The organism is Streptomyces sp. NPDC046985 (assembly GCF_040644415.1).
Taxonomy (GTDB): Bacteria; Actinomycetota; Actinomycetes; order Streptomycetales; family Streptomycetaceae; genus Streptomyces.
Genome location: NZ_JBEYWK010000013.1, coordinates 166,832 through 189,161 on the forward strand (window position 1 = coordinate 166,832; position 22,330 = coordinate 189,161).

19 protein-coding genes are annotated in these 22,330 nt (G+C 72.9%); 4 read left to right on the plus strand and 15 right to left on the minus strand.

Annotated elements, in window-relative coordinates; all coding sequences use genetic code 11:
* Nucleotides 1-59: 59 nt before the first annotated feature.
* The 5 genes from ABZ861_RS18770 to hrcA form a co-directional block, all read right to left on the minus strand.
* A complete protein-coding gene (locus tag ABZ861_RS18770; protein ID WP_361631381.1) occupies nucleotides 60-452 on the minus strand; it encodes a VOC family protein in 393 nt (130 codons plus the stop codon).
* An 80-nt stretch (nucleotides 453-532) separates the two neighbouring features.
* Complete coding sequence (locus ABZ861_RS18775) at nucleotides 533-1,273, minus strand: 16S rRNA (uracil(1498)-N(3))-methyltransferase (RefSeq protein ID WP_361631383.1); 741 nt, start codon at nucleotides 1,271-1,273, stop codon at nucleotides 533-535.
* Nucleotides 1,270-2,358 carry a nitronate monooxygenase gene (locus ABZ861_RS18780; RefSeq protein ID WP_361631385.1) on the minus strand — a complete coding sequence of 363 codons (1,089 nt, stop codon included), beginning with the start codon at nucleotides 2,356-2,358 and terminating at the stop codon, nucleotides 1,270-1,272. Before ABZ861_RS18780 ends, ABZ861_RS18775 begins: the two co-directional genes overlap by 4 nt.
* 130 nt (nucleotides 2,359-2,488) lie before the next feature.
* Nucleotides 2,489-3,625, minus strand: coding sequence for a molecular chaperone DnaJ (gene dnaJ, locus ABZ861_RS18785; RefSeq protein ID WP_361631387.1), 1,137 nt, complete (start codon nucleotides 3,623-3,625; stop codon nucleotides 2,489-2,491).
* Complete coding sequence (hrcA, locus tag ABZ861_RS18790; protein ID WP_361631389.1) at nucleotides 3,626-4,642, minus strand: heat-inducible transcriptional repressor HrcA; 1,017 nt, start codon at nucleotides 4,640-4,642, stop codon at nucleotides 3,626-3,628.
* 595 nt (nucleotides 4,643-5,237) lie between these two features.
* On the opposite strand from hrcA, the gene ABZ861_RS18795 reads away from it, so the two are divergent.
* A complete protein-coding gene (locus ABZ861_RS18795; RefSeq protein WP_361631391.1) occupies nucleotides 5,238-6,119 on the plus strand; it encodes an MBL fold metallo-hydrolase in 882 nt (293 codons plus the stop codon).
* 31 nt (nucleotides 6,120-6,150) lie between these two features.
* Nucleotides 6,151-6,957: a DUF3097 domain-containing protein gene (locus ABZ861_RS18800; protein ID WP_361631393.1), complete on the plus strand. Its 807-nt coding sequence runs from the start codon at nucleotides 6,151-6,153 to the stop codon at nucleotides 6,955-6,957.
* A gap of 634 nt (nucleotides 6,958-7,591) precedes the next feature.
* On the opposite strand, the gene hemW is transcribed toward ABZ861_RS18800, so the two are convergent.
* From hemW to lepA, 4 genes are all read right to left on the minus strand, one after another.
* Nucleotides 7,592-8,824 carry a radical SAM family heme chaperone HemW gene (gene hemW, locus ABZ861_RS18805; RefSeq protein WP_361631395.1) on the minus strand — a complete coding sequence of 411 codons (1,233 nt, stop codon included), beginning with the start codon at nucleotides 8,822-8,824 and terminating at the stop codon, nucleotides 7,592-7,594.
* 315 nt (nucleotides 8,825-9,139) lie between these two features.
* Nucleotides 9,140-11,014, minus strand: coding sequence for a SpoIIE family protein phosphatase (locus ABZ861_RS18810; RefSeq protein WP_361631397.1), 1,875 nt, complete (start codon nucleotides 11,012-11,014; stop codon nucleotides 9,140-9,142).
* A gap of 526 nt (nucleotides 11,015-11,540) precedes the next feature.
* Nucleotides 11,541-13,412 carry an AMP-dependent synthetase/ligase gene (locus ABZ861_RS18815; protein WP_361631399.1) on the minus strand — a complete coding sequence of 624 codons (1,872 nt, stop codon included), beginning with the start codon at nucleotides 13,410-13,412 and terminating at the stop codon, nucleotides 11,541-11,543.
* A gap of 384 nt (nucleotides 13,413-13,796) precedes the next feature.
* Nucleotides 13,797-15,665 carry a translation elongation factor 4 gene (gene lepA / locus ABZ861_RS18820; protein WP_361631401.1) on the minus strand — a complete coding sequence of 623 codons (1,869 nt, stop codon included), beginning with the start codon at nucleotides 15,663-15,665 and terminating at the stop codon, nucleotides 13,797-13,799.
* A gap of 253 nt (nucleotides 15,666-15,918) precedes the next feature.
* Between lepA and rpsT the strand changes: the two genes are divergently transcribed.
* Nucleotides 15,919-16,185, plus strand: a complete 267-nt coding sequence (gene rpsT, locus ABZ861_RS18825; RefSeq protein ID WP_361631403.1) for a 30S ribosomal protein S20 — start codon at nucleotides 15,919-15,921, stop codon at nucleotides 16,183-16,185.
* Nucleotides 16,186-16,539: 354 nt separating this feature from the next.
* On the opposite strand, the gene holA is transcribed toward rpsT, so the two are convergent.
* The 4 genes from holA to ABZ861_RS18845 all read right to left on the minus strand — a co-directional run bounded on the left by holA (nucleotide 16,540) and on the right by ABZ861_RS18845 (nucleotide 20,240).
* Complete coding sequence (gene holA / locus ABZ861_RS18830; protein WP_361631405.1) at nucleotides 16,540-17,529, minus strand: DNA polymerase III subunit delta; 990 nt, start codon at nucleotides 17,527-17,529, stop codon at nucleotides 16,540-16,542.
* Nucleotides 17,530-17,580: 51 nt separating this feature from the next.
* Nucleotides 17,581-17,835, minus strand: a complete 255-nt coding sequence (locus ABZ861_RS18835) for a hypothetical protein (protein ID WP_361631407.1) — start codon at nucleotides 17,833-17,835, stop codon at nucleotides 17,581-17,583.
* A gap of 135 nt (nucleotides 17,836-17,970) precedes the next feature.
* Complete coding sequence (locus ABZ861_RS18840; RefSeq protein WP_361631409.1) at nucleotides 17,971-19,239, minus strand: MFS transporter; 1,269 nt, start codon at nucleotides 19,237-19,239, stop codon at nucleotides 17,971-17,973.
* 161 nt (nucleotides 19,240-19,400) lie between these two features.
* Nucleotides 19,401-20,240: a hypothetical protein gene (locus ABZ861_RS18845; RefSeq protein WP_361631411.1), complete on the minus strand. Its 840-nt coding sequence runs from the start codon at nucleotides 20,238-20,240 to the stop codon at nucleotides 19,401-19,403.
* Nucleotides 20,241-20,363: 123 nt separating this feature from the next.
* Between ABZ861_RS18845 and ABZ861_RS18850 the strand changes: the two genes are divergently transcribed.
* The gene (locus tag ABZ861_RS18850; protein WP_361631413.1) at nucleotides 20,364-21,089 is read left to right on the plus strand and encodes a thioesterase domain-containing protein; all 726 of its coding nucleotides are present in this window, start codon (nucleotides 20,364-20,366) and stop codon (nucleotides 21,087-21,089) included.
* Between the two features lie 22 nt (nucleotides 21,090-21,111).
* Here the strand turns inward: ABZ861_RS18850 and ABZ861_RS18855 are convergent, their stop codons facing one another.
* Both ABZ861_RS18855 and ABZ861_RS18860 read right to left on the minus strand, forming a co-directional pair.
* Nucleotides 21,112-21,372, minus strand: a complete 261-nt coding sequence (locus ABZ861_RS18855; RefSeq protein ID WP_361631415.1) for a phosphopantetheine-binding protein — start codon at nucleotides 21,370-21,372, stop codon at nucleotides 21,112-21,114.
* On the minus strand, nucleotides 21,365-22,279 hold the full coding sequence (locus ABZ861_RS18860; RefSeq protein WP_361631417.1) for a TIGR03560 family F420-dependent LLM class oxidoreductase: 915 nt from the start codon (nucleotides 22,277-22,279) through the stop codon (nucleotides 21,365-21,367). Before ABZ861_RS18860 ends, ABZ861_RS18855 begins: the two co-directional genes overlap by 8 nt.
* Between the last annotated feature and the right edge of the window lie 51 nt (nucleotides 22,280-22,330).

Sequence of the window (22,330 nt, forward strand, 5' to 3'; positions counted from 1 at the left end):
CGCCCCCGTGAAACCGCCCGCACCCGGCCCAGGCGGGACGCCGTCGCCCGGCGGCGCGCTCAGGGGCGCAGCAGCAGCCACTCCTGGAGTTCCACCAAGTTGCCCTCAGGGTCCTTGAGATGGGCGACGCGCATCCGGTCCGTCAGGGCGGCCGGACCGTGCAGCAGGTCGGCGCCGCGGCCGGCTATCTCGGCGCAGTAGGCGTCCAGGTCGTCCACGCGCAGCACCACCAGGGAGCGGTGGCCGGTCGCCGCGTCCCCCAGCTCGCCCAGCACTTCGGCCATCATCGCGCGGTCCTGCAACGCGACGCCCGCCGAGCCGGTGGCGGGACTGAACTTCTCGTACGGTCCCGTCGCCGCGCCCGACTGCGGCTTGAGGGCGAGCACGTCGGCGTAGAAGCGGTAGCAGGCGGCGAAGTCGTCGACGAGCAGTCGGACTTGGGCGAGTTCCACGGTGGTCCCCTGTGTCGTCCGGGACCCGTGTCCCGGGGCGCGTGACGCCGCGGTCCGAGCCTCCGGCCGGCTCGCGCCGGTCAGGACCACCGTCCGGTCCGGCCCAGGAGCAGGGCGGCGGCCGCGGTCCCCGCGGTCGATGTACGCAGCACCGTACGCCCGAGGACGTACGCCCGTGCGCCCGCCTCCTCGAACAGGGCCAGCTCCTCGGGAGAGACGCCGCCTTCGGGGCCGACGACGAGCACGATCTCGCCCTCGGCGGGGAGTTCGGCGGAGGCCAGCGGCGACGAGCCGGTCTCGTGCAGGACGGCGGCGAAGTCGGCGCGGGCGAGGAGGGCGGCGACCTGCCGGGTCGTCGCGGCGTCCGCGACCTCCGGGAAGCGCACCCGGCGGGACTGCTTGCCGGCCTCGCGGGCCGTCGCCCGCCACTTGGCGAGCGCCTTCGCCCCGCGCTCGCCCTTCCACTGCGTGATGCAGCGGGCGGCGGACCAGGGCACGATCGCGTCGACGCCGACCTCGGTCATCGTCTCCACGGCGAGTTCGCCCCGGTCGCCCTTGGGGAGCGCCTGGACGACGGTGATGCGGGGCGCCTCCGGGGCTTCCTCGTGCGAGATCTGGAGGTCCGTGAGGACCAGGCGGTCCTTGCCCTCGGCGGCCTTCACCACGCCCTCGGTCCAGCGCCCGCGCCCGTCGGTGAGGATCACGTCCTCGCCGGGGCGCAGCCGCTTCACCGAGACCGCGTGCCGGCCCTCGGCTCCCTCCAGCACGAACTCCGGTCCAATGACGCGCAGTTCGTCGACCACGAACACCGGCTTGGTCATCGCGGGCCGCCTCCCGCGGCCGGACGGGCCGCCAACCCCGCTCGGGCCGCGTCCAGTTCGGTGACCAGAACCTCCACCAGCCGTCCGGCGGGCATCTCCCGGGCCATCCGGTGGCCCTGTCCCGCCCACAGCGCCATGCCCTGCGGGTCGCCCGCCTCGGCGGCGGCCTTGCGCAGCGGCGCCGTGAGGCGGTGGACCTCCGGGTAGGCGGCGGGCGCGTACGGGCCGTGCTCGCGCAGGAAGCGGTTGACCAGGCCGCGGGCGGGCCGCCCGCTGAAGGCGCGGGTCAGCTCGGTGTGCGGGAAGAGGGGGTCGGTCAGGGCCCGCTTGTGCAGGGCGTGCGCGCCGGACTCGTCGGCGGCGAGGAACGCCGTGCCCAGTTGCGCGGCGCTCGCCCCGGCCGCGAGCACGGCGGCGATCTGGCCGCCGCGCATGATGCCGCCCGCGGCGACCACCGGGAGGGTCACCGCCTCGCGGACCAGGGCGACCAGGGACAGCACGCCGTGGGCCGCGCCTTCGCTCTCCGGTATGTCGCGGTGCGTGCCCTGGTGGCCGCCGGCCTCCACGCCCTGCGCGATCACCGCGTCCGCGCCCGCCGCCCGCACGGCCTGCGCCTCCTCCACGGTGGTCGCGGTGACCGCGACGAGCGTCCCGACGCGGTGCAGGGAGTCGACGACCTCACGGGCCGGCACGCCGAAGTGGAAGGAGACGACCGGCACCGGGTCGTCGAGCAGGGCGGCGAGCTTGACGTCGTAGCCGTCGTCCCGGCCGCACTCCGGGTCGCCCAGCTCGGCGTCGTACCAGGCGGTCTCGCCCGCGAGCTGCTGCGCGTAGAGGCCCACGGCGCCGGACTCGGCGTGCTCGGCCTGCGGCACGAAGACGTTCACGCCGAACGGCCGGCCGGTCAGCCCGCGGACCTGCTTGATCTCCTGGTACATGCCGTCCGCGGTCTTGTAGCCCGCGGCGAGGAACCCGAGCCCGCCGGCCTCCGACACCGCGGCGGCCAGGCGCGGCCCGGCGGGACCGCCCGCCATGGGGGCCTGCACGATCGGGTGCGTGAAGAGATCGGTCAGCGCGGAGGACATGACCGCATGGTGCCATGTTCCGGGCAGGGACCCGAAACCGGGCAGCCCGTCGATCAGGCCGGGGGCCGCGGCGGGCACGCGTGCGCGTGCGCCGGGCACGCTTTCGCGTGCGCCGCGGCCCCGTGGACGGTCACCGGCCGTTGAAGGCGTCCTTCAGCCGGGAGAACAGGCCCTGCTGCCCCGGCTGGAACTGGCCCTGGGGGCGCTCCTCGCCGCGCAGCTTGGCCAGCTCGCGCAGCAGGCGCTCCTGCTCGGGGTCGAGCTTGGACGGGGTCTGCACCTCGACGTGCACGATGAGGTCGCCCCGGCCGCCGCCGCGCAGATGCGTGACGCCCCGGGCGTGCAGCGGGATCGACTGGCCGGACTGGGTGCCCGGCCGGATGTCGACGTCCTCCAGGCCGTCCAGGGTCTTCAGCGGCACCTTGGTGCCCAGGGACGCCGCGGTCATCGGGAGGGTGACCGTGCAGTGCAGGTCGTCGCCGCGCCGCTGGAAGGTCGAGTGCGGCAGCTCGTGGATCTCGACGTACAGGTCGCCGGCCGGGCCGCCGCCGGGGCCGACCTCGCCCTCGCCCGCGAGCTGGATCCGCGTGCCGTTGTCCACACCGGCCGGGATCTTCACCGTCAGGGTGCGGCGGGCGCGGATGCGGCCGTCGCCCGCGCACTCCGGGCACGGGTTCGGCACGACCGTGCCGAAGCCCTGGCACTGGGGGCAGGGGCGGGACGTCATGACCTGGCCCAGGAAGGACCGGGTCACCTGCGAGACCTCGCCGCGGCCACGGCACATGTCGCAGGTCTGCGCGGAGGTGCCCGGCGCCGCGCCCTCGCCGTTGCAGGTGTTGCAGACGACGGCGGTGTCGACCTGGATGTCCTTGGTCGTGCCGAAGGCCGCCTCGTCCAGCTCCACCTCCAGCCGGATCATCGCGTCCTGGCCCCGGCGGGTGCGCGAGCGCGGCCCGCGCTGCGACGCCGTGCCGAAGAACGCGTCCATGATGTCGGAGAAGTTGCCGAAGCCGCCCGCCCCGAAGCCGCCCGCGCCGCCCCCGCCGGCCTGCGAGAGCGGATCGCCGCCGAGGTCGTAGACCTGCTTCTTCTGCGGGTCCGACAGCACCTCGTAGGCGGCGTTGATCTCCTTGAACCGCTCCTGGGTCTTCGGATCGGGGTTGACGTCCGGGTGCAGCTCGCGCGCGAGCCGACGGAACGCCTTCTTGATCTCATCCTGCGACGCGTCGCGGCGCACGCCGAGAACGGCGTAGTAGTCCGTGGCCACTTACGACTCCGCCAGGATCTGTCCGACGTACCGTGCCACTGCGCGTACCGCTCCCATCGTTCCCGGGTAGTCCATGCGGGTCGGTCCGACCACGCCGAGCTTGGCGACTGCCTCGCCGCCCGAACCGTAGCCCACCGACACGATGGACGTGGAGTTGAGTCCTTCGTAGGCGTTCTCGTGACCGATGCGCACGGTCATGCCCGGATCCTGCGCCTCACCGAGCAGCTTGAGCATCACGACCTGCTCCTCCAGCGCCTCCAGCACCGGCCGGATGGTGAGAGGGAAGTCATGTGCGAAGCGGGTGAGATTGGCGGTGCCGCCGATCATCAGCCGCTCCTCGTTCTCCTCGACCAGGGTCTCCATGAGCGTGGACAGCACCGTGGAGACCGTACTCCGGTCCTCCAGGTCGAAGCCGTCGGGCAGGTCCTCCACCAACTGCGGCACGTCCGCGAAACGGCGGCCGGCGATCCGGCTGTTCAGCCGCGCCCGCAGGTCGGCGAGCGAGGTCTCCCCGAAGGGGACCGTGCAGTCGATCATCCGCTGCTCGACCCGCCCGGTGTCCGTGATCAGCACGAGCATCAGGCGCGCGGGCGCCAGCGACAGCAGTTCCACGTGCCGCACCGTGGAACGGGTCAGCGACGGGTACTGCACCACGGCGACCTGCCGGGTGAGCTGCGCCAGCAGCCGCACCGTGCGGGCCACCACGTCGTCGAGGTCGACGGCGCCGTCCAGGAAGTGCTGGATCGCGCGCCGCTCCGGGCCGGTCATCGGCTTGACCCCGGCGAGCTTGTCCACGAACAGGCGGTAGCCCCGGTCGGTGGGGATGCGGCCGGCGCTGGTGTGCGGCTGGGCGATGTAGCCCTCGTCCTCCAGGACGGCCATGTCGTTGCGGACCGTGGCCGGGGAGACGCCGAGGCTGTGCCGCTCGGTCAGGGCCTTGGAGCCGACCGGCTCCTCGGTCCCCACGTAGTCCTGGACGATGGCGCGCAACACCTGAAGCCGTCGCTCGCTGAGCACCCGCGCACACCTCCAGTCGCTTTCCACGGCGCCGCCCGGCACTCGACGCGCTCGCCTGGCACTCGGCGCATACGAGTGCCAGCATTCCCCGGCCAGTGTACGGTCGTCGGGTGCACTGGCGGCAAGGCCGGGGCGGGGGAGGTTGGGCGGGGGGTGGGGGGTGGAGCCCTTGGCGGGGAGGTGGCGGGGAGGTTGGGCGGGGGTTGGGGGGGGTTGGGCCCCTTGGAGGGGAGGCTGGGCCCGGGGCCGGGGAGGCTGGGCCCGGGGCCGGGGAGGCTGGGCCCGGGGCCGGGGAGGCTGGGCCCGGGGCCGGGGAGGCTGGGCCCGGGGCCGGGGAGGCTGAGCCTGGTGCCGGGGAGGCTGAGCCTCGTCGTCCGCTCTCCTGTCGGGCGCCGGGAGGGCGGCGCCGCGGCGTCAGGGTGTGTGCTCTCGCCGCGCCGGACCCTGGGTTTCGTACCAGGCCGTACTTGGCTCAGAGTCCGGTCTCTTCCTAGGCGTGCTCGGCTCACGGATCGGTGCGGTGGGAGGCCCGTACGGGTGCGGGGCGTCGCGGGGCCGTAGGCAGTGGCTTGACGGCAGGGCCTAACGTCCCGGTATGAAGGTGACGCGGGAAGCGGGCCGGGCGGCGCCGGTTTGGGAGCGGCTGGCCGACGGGGTGCACAGGGTGCGGCTGCCGGTGTGGGACTGCACGGTCGGGCTGGTCGTGGGGGCGGGGTCGGCGCTGCTCGTGGACGCCGGGTCGAGCCTGGCGGAGGGCGCGTGGCTGCGCGCCGGGGCGGAGCGACTGGCGGGCGGCCGTGTGACCCTTCTCGCGCTGACGCATCCGCATTTCGACCACGTCTTCGGGGCGGCGGCGTTTCCCGGGGCGGAGGTCTTCGCGGCCGCGGGGGCGGGGGCGGTGCTCGGCGGCGGAGCGCCCGGTGGGGTGGGTGACGGTGTGGGCGGGGCGTCCGGTGGTGCGGGTGGCGTGCGCGGCGGTGCGAGCGGCTTGCTCGGCGGCGCGGGCGGCTTGCTCGGCGGCGCGGGTGGCGGGGGTGCGGGCGCGCGGGCCGAGCTGCGGGACGACGCCGTGGCGCACGGTCTCGCGCCCCGGGCGGCGGACGAGGCGGCGGCGGCCCTGGTGCGGCCCGACCGGGAAGTCTCCGACCGGCTGGCCCTCTCCCTGGGCGGCGGCCAGGAAGCGGTGCTGGCGGACGTGGGCCCCGGGCACACCGGGCACGATCTGGCGGTGCTGGCGCCTGCGTCGGCGCCCGGCGAGCGGCCGGTGGTGTTCTGCGGCGACCTGGTCGAGGAGTCCGGCGAGCCGCAGGCGGGACCCGACGCCGTGCCGTCCCGGTGGCCCGCCGCCCTGGACCGGCTGCTGGCGCTGGGCGGCGAGGACGCGCTGTACGTCCCCGGCCACGGAGCGGTGGTCGACGTGGGCTTCGTGCGGGCCCAGCGCGACGCCCTGGCGACCCGTTTCGGCGTGTCTCCCTGATCGGCGGCGGACTTCTCCTATCGTCACTCGAATGCGGCAGTACAACGCGGACCTGACCCCTTCCTGGAAGAAGCCGAAGGCGGTGCCGGAGGTCCCGGCCGAGCCCGGCCTGGTGCTGGAGGAGCCCGGAACGGGCTTCTGCGGGGCCGTGATCCGCTGCGAGGCGGGCACGGTGACCCTGGAGGACCGCTTCGGCAAGCACCGGGTGTTCCCGCTCCAGCCTGGCGGCTTCCTGCTGGAGGGGCGGACGGTGACGCTGGTGAGGGCCGCCGCCGGTCCCGCGCGCCCCGCCCGCACGGCGTCCGGCTCGGTCGCCGTGCCCGGCGCACGCGCCCGCGTGGCCCGCGCCGGGCGCATCTACGTGGAGGGCCGGCACGACGCCGAGCTGGTCGAACGGGTGTGGGGCGACGATTTGCGCATCGAGGGCGTGGTGGTGGAGTACCTGGAGGGCGTGGACGACCTGCCCGCGGTCGTCGCGGAGTTCGCGCCCGGCCCGGACGCCCGCCTCGGCGTCCTGGTGGACCACCTCGTCCCGGGCGCCAAGGAGTGGCGCATCGCCGAGTCGGTGACCGGCGAGCACGCCCTGGTCGTCGGCCACCCGTACATCGACGTCTGGGAGGCCGTGAAACCGTCCTCGGTCGGCATCGCGGCGTGGCCCAGGATCCCGCACGGCCAGGACTGGAAGAAGGGCGTCTGCCGCTCGCTGGGCTGGCCCGAGAACACCGGCGCGGCGTGGCAGCACATTCTCTCGCGGGTGCGGTCTTACAAAGACCTGGAGCCGGAGTTGCTGGGGCGGGTGGAGCAGTTGATCGACTTCGTGACGGAGGCGGGGGTGTAGGGCGGCGGGGGTGCAGGGAGGCGGGGGCGTAGGGCGGCGGGGGCGTGGGGCGGGCCAACGTTCGCTGGCCTACGGCTGTTGGCCCACTCCGGTTGACCTACCCCTGGGGGCCCACCCCCATTGGCCAACGAGCGTTGACTCGCGGGCTTGGCCCACACGGGTTGGCCAATAACCGTTTGCCCCCACGTGGAGGCCTACGCGAGTTGGCCGACGGCCGTTTGCCCATGGGCATAGGCCCATGCGCGCTGGCCAACGGCTGTTGACCGGCAGGCGTCGACCCACAGATGTTGGCCACCGGCCGTTGACCGGCAGGCGCCGACCCATGATCCACGCGCGTTGACCAACGGCCGTTGAGCCCACAGGCGTAGGCCCGCCCGCGCTAGCCAATAGCCTGGGTCCACAGATGTTGGCCCACAAGCGTTGACCCGCACTCGCCAGCCCACGCGCGTTGACCAACGAGCGCTGACTCGCGGGCGTGGCCCACGCCTGTTGCCCAACGGCCGTTTGCCCCCAAGTGGAGGCCCACGCGGGTTGGCCGACGGCCGTTGCCCACGAGCACAGGCCCACGCACGTTGGCCAACAGCCGTTGACCACCCTCGACCCGCACGGTCCTCTCAGGCGCCCCCAGGCGACCTCAGTCGACCAGGTCCCGTACCACCGCGTCCGCCAGCAGTCGGCCGCGCAGTGTCAGGACCGCGCGACCCGCCTCGTACGGCGCACGCTCCAGCAGGCCGTCGGTCAGGGCGCGGCGGGAGGCGGCCAGGCCCTCGGGGTGCAGCAGGTCCAGCGGGACGCCCTCGCGCAGGCGCAGTTCCAGGAGGACGCGCTCGACGCGGCGGTCTTCCTCGGTGAGGAGTTCCCGGCCGGCGCCCGGGGAGCGGCCTCCGGCCAGGGCGGCGGCGTACGCGCCGGGGTGCTTGACGTTCCACCAGCGCACGCCGCCGACGTGGCTGTGCGCTCCCGGGCCCGCGCCCCACCAGTCGGCGCCGCGCCAGTACAGCTCGTTGTGCAGGCAGCGGCCGGACGCGGAGGCGGCCCAGTTGGAGACCTCGTACCAGTCGAAGCCCGCCGCGGAGAGCATGTCCTCGGCGATCAGGTAGCGGTCGGCGTGCACGTCGTCGTCCGTCATGGGGACCTCGCCGCGGTGGATGCGGCGGGCGAGCTGGGTGCCCTCCTCGACGATCAGCGCGTACGCGGAGACGTGGTCGGGGCCGGCGCCGAGGGCGGCGTCCAGAGAGGCGCGCCAGTCGTCGTCGGACTCGCCGGGGGCGCCGTAGATCAGGTCCAGGTTGACGCGCTCGAAGCCGGCCGCGCGGGCCTCGGCCACGCATGCCTCGGGGCGGCCGGGGGTGTGCGTGCGGTCCAGGACCTTCAGCACGTGCCGGCGCGCGCTCTGCATGCCGAACGAGATCCGGTTGAAGCCGCCCTCGCGCAGGGCAGCCAGATACGCCGGGTCCACCGACTCGGGATTCGCCTCCGTGGTGATCTCCGCGTCAGGGGCGAGCCCGAACTCCTCGCGGACCGTGTTCAGCATCCGTACCAGGTCGGAGGCGGCGAGCAGGGTGGGCGTGCCGCCGCCGACGAAGACGGTGCGGACCTCGCGGGGGTCGTCGCCGAGCACCTTGCGGGCGAGGCGCACCTCGTCGGCCAGGGTGGCGGCGTAATTGTCGCGGGAGGCGAGCACGCCGCCGGCGCCGCGCAGCTCGGAGGCGGTGTAGGTGTTGAAGTCGCAGTAGCCGCAGCGGGTGGCGCAGTACGGGACGTGCAGGTAGAAGCCGAGGGGCCGCCCGAGCGCCCCGGCGAGCGCGGACGCGGGCAGCGCGCCGTCGGCGGGGACGGGCTCGCCGTCGGGGAGTGCGGAAGGCATGTCCTCCATTGTCCAGCACCGCCGCACTATGCCCCGCGGCGGCCGCCCGGCGCGCGCTTCCGCTCCAGGACGCGCGCCTCCTCCCGCGTCCCGCACCTCCACCCGCGCCCCGCGCGCCGAGCCCCGCACCGCCGCGCCCACCCCACACTCACCCCGCGCCGAGTCCCGCACCGCCGCACCCACCCCGCACCCACCCGCAGCGAGTCCCGCACCGTCCCACCCGCCCCCGCGGCCACTCAACGCACCCACCCTCGGTCACTCCGCGCACCCACCCCTGCGGCCACTCCGCGCACCCGCCCCGCGGCCACTACGCCGTCACTCCATCTGGAGGACCATCAACGCCAGGTCGTCCTCGGGCGGGCGTTCTCCGAAGTCGTGCACCAGCCGCTGAATGCGCTCCGCGATGGTCTGCGCGTCGAGTCCGGCGCAGCCGGCGAGGGCGGCGGCCAGTCCGTCGCCGTCGTCGAACTGGCGGGAGCCGCTGCGCCGCTCGGTGACCCCGTCGGTGACGCAGAGCAGCGTGTCGCCGGTGCGCAGCTCGAAGCTGTCGCAGGTGTAGGTCTCGTCCTCGATGACGCCGAGCAGGGTCTGCGGGCGGGCGACCGTCCGTACGGCGCCGTTCCGGTCCAGGGTCAGCGGCAGCGGGTGCCCGGCGCAGGCGAGGGTGCAGCGGACGCCGCCCTCGAAGGGGGCGAGTTCGCCGTAGAGCAGGGACAGGAAGCGGGTCTGCGGGGCGTCGCCGGGGGCCGGGGGACGGCCGCCCGCGGCGGCCAGGACGCGGGCGGCGGCGTCGGCCGCCTCGGTGGCGTCGTCGAGCAGGAGCTGGTTGAGGCGGTCCAGCACGTCCGCGACGCCGTAGCCCTCGCGGGCGAGCAGCCGCAGCCAGGGCCGGACGAGGCCGATGACCACGGCGGCCTCGGGTCCCTTGCCCTGGACGTCGCCGACGGCGAAGCACCAGCGGCCGTCGCCGGCCGGGAAGAGGTCGTAGAAGTCGCCGCTGGGGCCGCCCTGGTCGCGCGGTTCGTAGACGAGGGCGCTGCGCATGCCGGGGATCTCGGCGACCGCGCCGGGCAGCAGGCCGCGCTGGAGCACGGAGCTGATGGTGACCTGGCGCGCGTACTGCCGGGCGGCGCCGATGCCGAGCGCGACCCGTCGGCTCAGATCCTCCACCAGTCCGGTGATCTCCTCGGGGAAGGGGAGCAGTCCGGAGCGGCCGATGACGAGCGTGCCGAGCGGGCGGCCGCCGGCGAGCAGCCGGTAGGCGAGCGCAGAACCGTTCCTGTCTCGCGTGTCGCCGGTGGTGGCGGGCCAGGGGTGGGCCACGGGCCCGGAGGTCTGGCCCTCGCCGGTCGGGCGTGGCGGGTCCTTCTCCAGGGCGGCGCGCAGCTCCTCGGTCCGGTTCTCGCTGCAGTGCCAGACGCGGGCGAGCCGCGGGCCGCCCGCGCCGGCGCCGCCGTGGGCGGTGGACTCGTCTTCCAGCCACACCGCGCACCAGTCGGCCAGCCGGGGCACGAGGAGCTGTCCGGTGAGCGCGGCGACCAGGTCCTCGTCGAGCTGCCCGGCGAGCAGGTCGGACGCCTCGGCCAGGAAGGACAGGGCGCCGCGTCCCAGCCATTCGCGGTCGCGCTCGAAGCGCTGCGGGTCGAGGGCGAGGCTCCCGACGTCACCGAGGGCGCTCCCGGCGTCCCACACGGGCTCCTGGTCCCGTTCCGCGGGCAGCCGCGCCCAGACCGTCTTGGCGCCGGTGCGGTAGGTGATCCCCCACTCCTCCGCGAGGGCGGCGACCAGGCGCAGCCCGCGGCCGAACTCGGCCGGCTCGTCCGGCGCGTCCGGGCCGTGGTCGTGCGGGGCGCGCGCGGGGTGGCAGTCGGACACCTCGACGACGCACGCACCGGTGTCCGGCTCCAGGCGGCAGGTCAGCCCGACGTCGGTGCCCGCGTGCACCACGGCGTTGGTGACCAGTTCGCTGACCGCGATCAGCACCTCCTCGACCAGCCGGTCGGGGACGCTCAGCCCGAGGTCCCGCCACTCGGCGAGCGCCGTGCGCGCCAGCGCACGCCCGGCGCTCGGCGCGAGCGGGCTTCCGTGCAGCGTCGCGTGCGTCTCCGGGGCGCGCGCTCCCGCGCGCTGCCGCGCGGCCGGGCCACCGCCCAGGAAGGCGGTCTCCCGCTGCGTCGGTATGACCGTCATGGCGGCTCCCGGAGCTACGGACGCGCGCCCACGGCGCGCGCAACGCCGCCAGGGTGACAGACAGGACCCGCCCGTGAGCGCCGGGTAACCGAAATGGGCCGACCGACGCACGAACCCGACGCGTCCCGGACACGCGGAAGAACAGATCCGGCCGCCGAATCCTCACAGTTCGTTCGTTCAGCGTCGAGGCCGCGTCTCCGCGGTGCGCACGTGCGGCGCCGACGCCGCTTCGCCCCGGTTCGGGCGTTCGGGGTCGACACCCCGTCGCTCCGGTCCGTGCGTACGGCATCGACGCCGCCTCGCCCCGGTCCGTGCGTACGGCATCGATGCCGCCTCGTTCCGGTTCGCACGGTCGGCGTCGAGGCAGCGTCTCCGCGGTGCACGCGTGCGGTGCCGACGCCGCCTCACTCCAGTTCGTACGGTCGGCGCCGACGCCGCGGCGCGGGCCGCCGGAGGCGCCGGAGGCCCGCCGGGGCTCGTCGGCTCACGCCCGCCGCTCACGCCCGCGGCGCGCGCGGCGCGCGCGTCACGCCTCGCGCGTGCCCGCGTACATCTCGTCGATCAGATGCCGGTACCCGCGCTCCACCACCGGCCGCTTCAGCTTCAGCGACGGGGTGATCTCGCCGTGCTCGACGTCGAGGTCGCGCGGCAGCAGGCGGAACTTCTTGATGGTCTGCCAGCGCTGGAGCCCCTCGTTCAGCTCCCGGACGTAGCCGTCGACGAGTTCGACGGTCTGCGGCGCGGCGACGACCTCGGCGTACGCCTTCCCCTCCAGGCCGTTCTCCGCGGCCCACTCCAGGATGGCCGCCTCGTCGAGGGCGATCAGGGCGGTGCAGAAGTTCCGGTCGGCGCCGTGCACCAGGATGTTGGAGACGTACGGGCACACCGCCTTGAACTGGCCCTCGACCTCGGCGGGCGCGATGTACTTGCCGCCGGAGGTCTTGATGAGGTCCTTCTTGCGGTCGGTGATGCGCAGGTAGCCGTCGGGGGACAGCTCGCCGATGTCGCCGGTGTGGAACCAGCCGTCGGCCTCCAGCACCTCGGCGGTCTTCTCGGGCAGCCGGTGGTAGCCCTGCATGATGCCGGGGCCGCGCAGCAGGATCTCGCCGTCCTCGGCGATCCGGACCTCGGTGCCGGGCAGCGGCTTGCCCACGGTGCCGGTGCGGTAGGCCTCGCCGGGGTTGACGAAGGAGGCCGCGGAGGACTCGGTGAGGCCGTAGCCCTCCAGGATGTGGATGCCGGCGCCGGCGAAGAAGTAGCCGATCTCCGGGGAGAGGGCCGCGCTGCCGGACACGCAGGCGCGCAGCCGGCCGCCGAACGCCTCGCGGATCTTGGCGTAGACGAGCCGGTCGGCGGCCTTGTGCTTGGCCGTGAGTCCGACGGGCGCGGAGTGCACGCCGGTGCGCTGGAAGGTGTCCTGGGTGACCTTGGCGTACTCGCGGGCGACGCCGGCGGCCCACTGGAAGATCCGGTACTTGGCCGCGCCGCCCGCGCGGGCCTTGGCGGCGACACCGTTGTAGACCTTCTCGAAGATGCGCGGCACGGCCGCCATGTAGGTGGGCCGCACGACCGGCAGGTTCTCGATGATCTTGTCGACCCGGCCGTCGACCGCGATGACGTGGCCGATCTCGATCTGGCCGGAGATGAGCACCTTGCCGAAGACGTGCGCGAGCGGCAGCCACAGGTACTGCACGTCGTCGGGGCCGAGCAGGCCGGTGGAGGCGATGGCCTTCGCCATGTACGACCAGTTGTCGTGCGGGAGGCGGACGCCCTTGGGGCGGCCGGTGGTGCCGGAGGTGTAGATGAGGGTGGCGAGCTGGTCGCCGGTGATCGCGCCGACCCGCTCCTTGATCAGCTCGGGGTGCTTCTCCAGGTGGGCGGCGCCGCGCCGCTCCAGCTCGGCCAGGGTGAGCACGTCGTCGCCCGTCTCGGCGCCGGCCGGGTCGATGACGACGATGTGGTGCAGGTCCGGCAGCTCGGCGCGCTTCTCCAGCGCCTTGGCGAGCTGGGCGGCGTCCTCCGCGATCAGCACCTTGCTCTCGGAGTCGGAGAGGATGAAGCCGGACTCGTCGGCGTTGGTCTGCGGGTAGATCGTGGTCGTCGCCGCGCCCGCGCACATGATGCCGAGGTCGGCCAGCATCCACTCCACCCGGGTGGCGGCGGCGAGCGCGACCCGCTCCTCGGGCCGCACGCCCAGTTCGATGAGTCCGGCGGCGATCGCGTGGACCCGGTCGGCGGCCTGCGACCAGCTCAGCGACGTCCAGTCGTCCGGACCCTCGCCGGCCGCGGGCACCGGGTACCGGTAGGCCTCGGCGTCCGGTGTGGCCGCCACGCGCTCCAGGAAGAGGGCCGCCACGGACGGCGGACGGTTCTCGATCAGGGTCAGTGCGTCGCTCACGACATCCTCCGGGGCCCGCGACTGCGCGGCTGGCTCACGATGCGGCTGGGTTGACTCACGGGGTGACTGGGTTGGCTTACGGGGTGACTGCTGAGGCTTGTGCGCTGGCTGTGCTTCGGTGACGGGCTATGCCTCAGTGACGGACGGCGGCTCGGTGACGGACTGTGCTTCCGGACCGCGGTCCGTACTTGTTTAACTCACGAGTAACTAAGGAGCAGGGGATCAGACTAAGGCGCGACCGGCCGCTGCGTAAGGGGCCGTGGCCAGTCACTTCCCTCTGAGCGCGACCGTCCGCACGCGCCGGGGCCCGCCGCACGCGCGTGTGGCGGACCCCATTTCACCCGGTTCGCCGCGAGGACGGCCGCCCGCTCGGACTACCGGCGGTTACTTCTTGCCCTTGGCCGATCCCACGCTGTCGTCGCTGGAGAGCACCGCGATGAACGCCTCCTGCGGAACCTCCACGGAGCCCACCATCTTCATGCGCTTCTTGCCCTCCTTCTGCTTCTCCAGCAGCTTGCGCTTACGGGAGATGTCGCCGCCGTAGCACTTGGCGAGGACGTCCTTGCGGATGGCGCGGATGGTCTCGCGGGCGATCACGCGCGAGCCGATGGCGGCCTGGACCGGCACCTCGAAGCTCTGCCGCGGGATCAGCTCCTTGAGCTTGGCGACCAGCCGCACGCCGTACTGGTACGCCTGGTCCTTGTGGGTGATCGCGGAGAAGGCGTCCACCTTGTCGCCGTGCAGCAGGATGTCGACCTTGACCAGGGAGCTGATCTGCTCGCCGGTGGGCTCGTAGTCCAGCGAGGCGTAGCCGCGGGTCTTGGACTTGAGCTGGTCGAAGAAGTCGAAGACGATCTCCGCGAGCGGGAGGGTGTAGCGGATCTCGACCCGGTCCTCGGAGAGGTAGTCCATGCCGAGCAGGGCGCCGCGCCGGGTCTGGCACAGCTCCATGATCGCGCCGATGAACTCGGTGGGCGCGAGGATCGTGGCCCGCACGACCGGCTCGTAGACCTCGTCGATCTTGCCCTCGGGGAACTCGCTCGGGTTCGTGACGACGTGCTCGACGCCGTCCTCCATGAGCACCCGGTAGACCACGTTGGGGGCGGTCGCGATCAGGTCGAGGCCGAACTCGCGCTCCAGCCGCTCCCGGATCACGTCCAGGTGCAGCAGGCCGAGGAAGCCGACGCGGAAGCCGAAGCCGAGGGCCGCGGAGGTCTCCGGCTCGTAGACCAGGGCCGCGTCGTTGAGCTGGAGCTTGTCCAGCGCCTCGCGCAGCTCCGGGTAGTCGGACCCGTCCAGCGGGTACAGCCCGGAGAACACCATGGGCTTGGGGTCCTTGTAGCCGCCCAGCGCGTCCTGGGCGCCCTTGTGCTGGCTGGTGACGGTGTCGCCGACCTTGGACTGGCGGACGTCCTTCACACCGGTGATCAGATAGCCCACCTCGCCGACGCCGAGGCCGTCGGCCGGCAGCATCTCCGGGGAGCTGACGCCGATCTCCAGCAGCTCGTGCGTGGCGCCGGTGGACATCATCCGGATCCGCTCGCGCTTGTTGAGCTGGCCGTCCACGACCCGGACGTACGTCACGACGCCCCGGTAGGAGTCGTAGACCGAGTCGAAGATCATCGCCCGCGCGGGGGCGTCGGCGACGCCGACCGGGGCCGGGATCCGCTCGACCACCCGGTCGAGCAGCGCGTCCACGCCCAGACCGGTCTTCGCGGACACCTTGAGCACGTCGTCGGGGTCGCAGCCGATCAGGTTGGCCAGTTCCTCGGCGAACTTCTCCGGCTGCGCGGCCGGCAGGTCGATCTTGTTGAGGACCGGGATGATCGTGAGGTCGTTCTCCATCGCCAGGTAGAGGTTGGCGAGGGTCTGCGCCTCGATGCCCTGGGCCGCGTCCACGAGGAGGACCGTGCCCTCGCACGCGGCGAGCGACCGGGAGACCTCGTAGGTGAAGTCGACGTGCCCCGGGGTGTCGATCATGTTGAGGATGTGCGTGTTGCCGGGGTCGTGGGTGGGCGCCCACGGCAGTCGCACCGCCTGGGACTTGATCGTGATGCCGCGCTCGCGCTCGATGTCCATGCGGTCGAGGTACTGGGAGCGCATCTGCCGCTGGTCGACCACGCCGGTGAGCTGGAGCATCCGGTCGGCGAGCGTGGACTTGCCGTGGTCGATGTGCGCGATGATGCAGAAGTTGCGGATCAGCGCCGGAACGGTACGGCTGGGCTCGGGCACATGGCTGGGGGTCGCGGGCACGCAGGGTCCTGATTCTTGAGGCGTCCGCATACGTGTGCTTGTGCGTCTGCGGTCTCGGGTCGGATCGATACGTAGTCTCCATGGTCCCACGGACGCTCCTGAGCGCGGACCGGTGACGGGTTTGGGCCGCCGAGCGGGCCGCTGGTAGTGTGAGCGGCTGTGTCTCATGCCCTCTCAGCGCGAGGCACATCTCCGAGAAATCACCGGCCCGGGGTCCGTGCGGCTCCGTGCCAGAACCTGAAAAGGCTCATTCGTGGCGAACATCAAGTCCCAGATCAAGCGGATCAAGACCAACGAGAAGGCGCGGCTGCGCAACAAGGCCGTCAAGTCCTCCCTCAAGACCGCGGTCCGCAAGGCCCGCGAGGCTGCTGCCGCGGGTGACGTCGAGAAGGCCACCGAGTACGAGCGCGCCGCCGCGCGCCTGCTCGACAAGGCGGTCTCGAAGGGCGTCATCCACCGGAACCAGGCCGCCAACAAGAAGTCGGCGCTGGCGTCCCGCGTCTCCACCCTCAAGGGCTGATTTTTTCCGACCTGACGCCGGCGGGACCCGAGCGGGCCCTCTCTCATCCGCTCCCGGCCGGCACCCCGGATCCATGCGCGGCCTGCGTTCGCCACGCGGGCATGGATCCTCCAGCGTGATCTGAAGGCCCCGGCCGCCTCCCTTCCCCAGGGAGCGCGGTCGGGGCCTTCGGCGTGGGAGGAGGCGACGTGGAGCGGGGCGAGCAAGGGGATAGCGGGGCGGCCACTGGGCAGTGGGGCGGGGCGGCCAGGGGACAGTGAGGCGAGCGGCCAGCGGACAGTGGGGGGCGAGTGGCGCTGGCGGTGCGTTTCCCACGCCTGTCGGGCCGCTGTTCGGCCGCGTCCCCGGGGTCGGCTAGTCGCGGCCTCGTGAGCGGGCCGCGTGGGCGATGGTCACCACGGCTTTCTCCAGGGCGTATTCCGGGTCGTCGCCGCCGCCCTTCACGCCCGCGTCCGCCTCGGCCACCGCGCGCAGGGCCACGGCCACCCCGTCCGGGGTCCAGCCGCGCATCTGCTGCCGGACGCGGTCGATCTTCCACGGCGGCATGCCGAGTTCCCGTGCGAGGTCGGCGGGGCGTCCGCCGCGTGCGGACGACAGCTTGCCGATCGCGCGCACGCCCTGCGCCAGCGCGCTGGTGATCAGCACCGGCGCGACCCCCGTGGCCAGCGACCAGCGCAGCGCCTCCAGGGCCTCCGCCGTCCTGCCCTCCACGGCCCGGTCGGCGACGGTGAAGCTGGACGCCTCCGCCCGCCCCGTGTAGTAGCGCCCGACGACGGCCTCGTCGATCGTCCCCTCGACGTCCGCGGCCAGTTGGGACGCCGCCGACGCCAGCTCTCTCAGGTCGCTGCCGATCGCGTCGACCAGCGCCTGGCACGCCTCGGCCGTGGCCGAGCGCCCGAGGCCGCGGAACTCGCCCCGCACGAAGGCGAGACGGTCGGCCGGCTTGGTCATCTTCGGGCAGGCCACCTCCCGGGCGCCCGCCTTGCGGGCGGCGTCCAGCAACGCCTTGCCCTTGGCGCCGCCCGCGTGCAGCAGCACCAGCGTGATCTCCTCGGCGGGCGCCGTCAGATACGCCTTGACGTCCTTGACCGTGTCCGCGGACAGATCCTGCGCGCCGCGTACGACCACGACCTTGCGCTCGGCGAACAGCGACGGGCTGGTCAGCTCGGCGAGCGTGCCGGGCTGCACCTGGTCCGAGGTGAGGTCGCGCACGTCCGTGTCCGCGTCGGCGGCGCGGGCGGCGGTCACCACGTCGCGCACGGCGCGGTCGAGCAGAAGGTCCTCCTGGCCCACGGCGAGCGTCACCGGGGCGAGAAGGTCGTCGTTCGCAGTGTTCCTGGCCATCGCGACAAGCATCCCACGCGCCACCGACAACGGGCCCGGACGGAGCGCGTCCTACGGCTCCTCGCGCCAGCCGTCCCACCGCGCGGCGAACGCGTCCAGCTCGCCGGCGTCCAGCCGCCGCTCCTCGTCCCGCAGGACGACGAGCCACTGGGCGTCCTCGGCGTCGTCCTCCCCGGCCAGCGCGTCGCGGACGAGCCGGGGCTCCTCCGCGACGCCGAACCGCTCCCCCAGCGCCTCGGCCGCCTCCTGCGCCGCGTCGCGGTCGGGCAGCACCAGCACATGTCTCACCTTGCTCACACCCGCCATTGTCCGGCACGGGGCGGAGGGCGCGGTCCGCGGGCGCCGCACGAGCAGGTCGGCGCCGTCCGCAGGCGCCGCACGTGCAGGTCCCGCAGCGCGGCGCCGGTGGACGCGCGTCTCCGGGAAACGGGAGGGCGCCGGTCAGGCGTCGGCGGGCACGGCCGGGACCACGACCTGCGAGCGGGCCCGATACCGCTCGACGAGCATGCACGCGAAGCCCGCCGCAGTGACGATCACGGCGAGCACGATCCAGCCCGGCTTGCCCCAGTTGACGCACATCGCGATCACGATGATGGGCGCCACCGCCTCGACCAGCCCGTGCCCGAGACCGTTCACCCCCTGGTACTGCCCCTGGGCCTCTGGCCGGGCGAGCGCGAAGGACAGCTCGAAGGAGCCGGCGGCGTGCCAGACCTCGGCCAGCGAGTGGATCACGACGCCGACGATCAGCAGCGCGACGGCGATCCACACGCGGGGACCGGAGGCCATCGCGATCAGGATCCAGGACACCAGGAACAGCGGCCCGGACAGCCCGAGCAGGCGCGCGGCGGAGCGCGGCCCGTCGATGGAGCGCGTGGCGGGCACCTGGGTGACCGCGACGAGGGCCGATTCGAAGAACAGGACGACGGCCGCCATCCAGCGCGGCGCCGTGGTGTGCAGGACGATCCACACCGGCAGCCCGGTGACGAGGACGAAGTACTGCAGGCTCGCCACCGACGCCGCGGCGGTCAGTCCCAGGTACGGCAGGTCGCGCAGCGCCACCCACCGGGGCCCCTGCTTCTGCTCGCCGCCGGCCTTCTCCGAGGGGCGCGTCGGACGTATGTGCGGGATCCGGCTCAGGATGGCGATGCCGATCAGAAAGGTGATTGTGTCGACGAAGATCATGGACACGTACGCCGCACGGGTGTCGATCGCCAGGACGACCGCGGCGCCGAGGGTGCCGACCGAGAGCCCGACGTTGGTCACGGCCCGGAGGTAGGTGCGCAGTTGGCCGCCCTTGCCCTCCTCGGCCAGTACGCCGATCATGGCGCCGCGCGCGCTGTTGGTGCCCGCCCGGCCGACGGCGGCGGTGGCGGCGACCACCAGCAGTGGCCACAGACTGTGCACGAACAGCAGGCTGACGCTCGCCACCGCTTCGAGCAGCATGGCGGCGATGACCACCTCGCGTGAGCCGCGGCGATCGGCCAGGTCGCCGATCAGCACTCCGGCGCCGAACCCGCACAGGGAGCCCACGGTGAGGCCGACGCCGGCGCTGGTCGGACTCAGTCCGGCGGATCTGATGAGGAAGATCGTCCCCGTGGACAGGAACATCCCCATGCCGACGGTGTTCACGACGGTCGCGAGCGCCAGCAGTCGCTGGCGGGGGTCCTCGGGACCACGCAGCGCGGTACGAAGCCTGGTCAACTGGTTCATGACGCGGCGTCCTCGCCGGCCCGAGCGGCTCGCAGAGCGTTCACTTCGTCTCTCCCTACCTTGGACTGCGGCGTTGCGCAGGGCTTGTTCATGGGCGTCGCGGTGGTGCGCCGGGGCGGCGGCTCCTCGCCGGCGGGCGCCGGGCCGCCGCCCCGGTCCGGTCAGGAGTCCGAGAGGAAGGCGTCTTCCATCCGGACGATCTGCGCCTGGGTCCAGCGGGCCACCCGCAGGGCGCAGTCGCGGTCGGACTCGCCGGGACGGGCGCCGTCCAGCACGACGGAGCGGTATTCGTCGACCGTGATCCCGCACTGCGGGGCGCCCTCCAGGCGGCGCAGCAGCCACTTCCTGCCCCGGCAGAGCTGCCCGGCCAGGACCAGGCCGGCATCCGTGGCGAACCCGGCCGCGAGCCCGGCGGACACGCGGGCGGTCATGTCGTCGCCGGAGCCGAGCTGACCGGCGACGTCGGTGAGGCAGTTCTCCACCTCGGCCTTGACCCGACGGGCGAGTGACCGCCGGTACGACGAGCTGTCCAGCAGATCCTTCTGCTGCTTGAAGAAATCGTCGTTCTTGAGCGGAACCCCGATGGAGAGCCGGTAGACGAAATCCTGGAGGAAATCGCCCAGAGAGCAGAACTCGACCTCGCGCTCGACGTAGGGGGTCAGCACCGTGGCCAGCGTGGAGGTCGGCCACACTTTCAGGTCGACGCGGGCGTTGTCGTAGACGCCCATCCAGTTGTGCCAGCGGATTCCGCTGGGGTCGGCGCCGGGCCAGGTCTCCATCGTCTCGTCGACGGGAAGCTCGAGTTCCTTGTCGGAGAAGACATAGAGGTCGATGTCGCTGAACGCGTTGCCCCAGCCGGCCGCCGTCGAGCCCGTCATACAGACGGCCTCAGCCTCGGCCAGGCCCGGGAAATGCCGGAGAATGGCCTCGAAGGAAAGGTCCGGCGGGGTGAGAAGCCTCGGCTGGGCTGCGATGACATCGATGTGAGGGTTAAACGTCATGACCCGTCCCGTGTGCAGAGAATATTGGTTTACCGGCGATTCCCCGGCCGTACGGCCAGGGGAAATTCTTGTTAGCTTCGTCATACTGGCGCCTGGAATAGCGCGCGGCTATGCTTCGTGCTTATGAGCAATTCAAACCAATCCCCCGTACTGGTTCCGTGGAGCCCCGAAAAGGGAAATGACACAGCCCTGATATGCATTCCGTGGGCGGGCGCCGGGGCGGTGCCCTTCCGTGCGTGGGCGCCGGTGATCGGCGACACGGCCGACGTGTACGGCGTACGGCTCGCCGGCCGGGAGAACCGTCAGGTCGAGCCGCCGGCGACCGCCTTGGAAGACGTCGTCGCCGAACTGGTCTCCGCGCTGACCGCGCTGGGAGTGCCGCGCGTCGCGCTGTTCGGTCACTGCTCCGGAGCGCTGTCGGCCTTCGAGGCGGCGCGGGCGCTTCGCCGTTCGGAAGCGGCCCCCGAGTTGGTTCACCTGCTCGTCGCGTCCCAGCTTCCCCCACAGGTCTTCGCGGGCGCCCCCCTCGTGTCGGACGGGGACCTCACCCGCTATGTGCCCGAGGATCTGCGGAGCGAGCCCGAGCTCCTCGATCTGCTGGTGCCGATCCTCACCGCGGACATGAAGCTGGTCGCGAACTACGCCTACGCGACGGACGCACCGCTCGACGTGCCGCTCACCGTGGCGTACGGCGCGCGGGACGAGCAGCTCGGCCGGTCCGAGGTCGACGGCTGGCGCCTGGAGAGCACCGGTCCCGTCACGTTCCACGAGACGGCCGGCGCCGACCACCTCTTCAGTGGCGCCGCGTGGCTGGATCTCGCCGAGGCCGTCCGGGCCGCGCTCGGCTGAGGAGGCGTCACCCGCCGTCGGCCTACGCATCGCCGAGGAACTCCGCGAGCTGAGCGACGGTCGGGTGGGCGAAGACGTGGACGAGCCCCAGGCGCGGCCATCTCTCCCGCAGGACGCGCACCACGTGCAGCACCATGGCCGAATCGGCGCCCAGATCGAAGAAGCCCGCGTCCGGGTCGACGGAGTCCAGGCCCAGCTCCTCGGCCCAGACCGCCGCGATGACCTCCTCTGGGGCGCCGTCCAGCGTGCGCCCGCCCTCGGCGGCGCTGGTCGCCTCAGTCATCCATGGCCTCCCGCACGGTGACGCCGACGCGGTGCAGGTGGTCGAGGTCGCTGGGGTCGAGGACCGTGATGATCATGCCGTCGACCCCGGCGGCGCGGTACTCCGCGACCCGGCGCCGCACCTCGGCGGGGGCGCCGCAGAGGGCGAGGCCGCGGGCGGCGCTCGGCGCCACGCCCAGCAGCGACCCCAGCCGCTCCAGCGACTCCTGGAGTTCCGCCTCGGAGTCGGTGACGATCGCCGTCCCCAGCCAGGTCTTGCTGATCTCGGCGCTGTCGCGGCCGATGTCCGCGCAGGCCCGTTCGAGCACCTGGATCTTGTGACGCACGGTGGCCGGTCCGCCGAAGAAGTTGCAGGCGTCCCCGCGCCGGGCCGCCAGCGGAATGAGCACGCGTTCGCCGCCGCCGCCGATGAGGACGGGCGGCCCGTCGGGGTGGAGCGGACCGGGCACGTTGAGCGGTTCGTCCACACGGTAATGCGTGCCGGAGAACCGCGGTGCGGACTCGGTGAACATGCCCCGGCAGATCTGGACGGCCTCGTCGAGCTGCGCCAGGCGCTGGCGGGCGGACGGCGAGAAGTCCATGCCGTAGGCGTGGGTCTCCTCTTCGTGCCATCCGGCGCCGATGCCGAGGACCGCGCGGCCGCCGCTGATGACGTCGATGGTGGTGACCATCTTCGCCAGCAGCGCCGGGTTGCGGAAGCTGGTGCACGAGACGAGCACGCCGAGGCGGGCCGTGGAGGTCACGGCCGCCAGGGCGGCGAGCGTGGTGTACGCCTCCAGGATCGGCTCGTCGGCCTCCCCGACCGAGGCGATCTGATGGACGTGGTCCATGGTCCAGAGGCTGTCGAAGCCGGACGCCTCGGCGGTACGGGCGATGTCGACGACCGTCTGGAAGAGCTTGTCGTCCATCACTCCCGGAAAGGAGTATCCGGCGTACTGGAACCCCACTCGGGTGAGGGG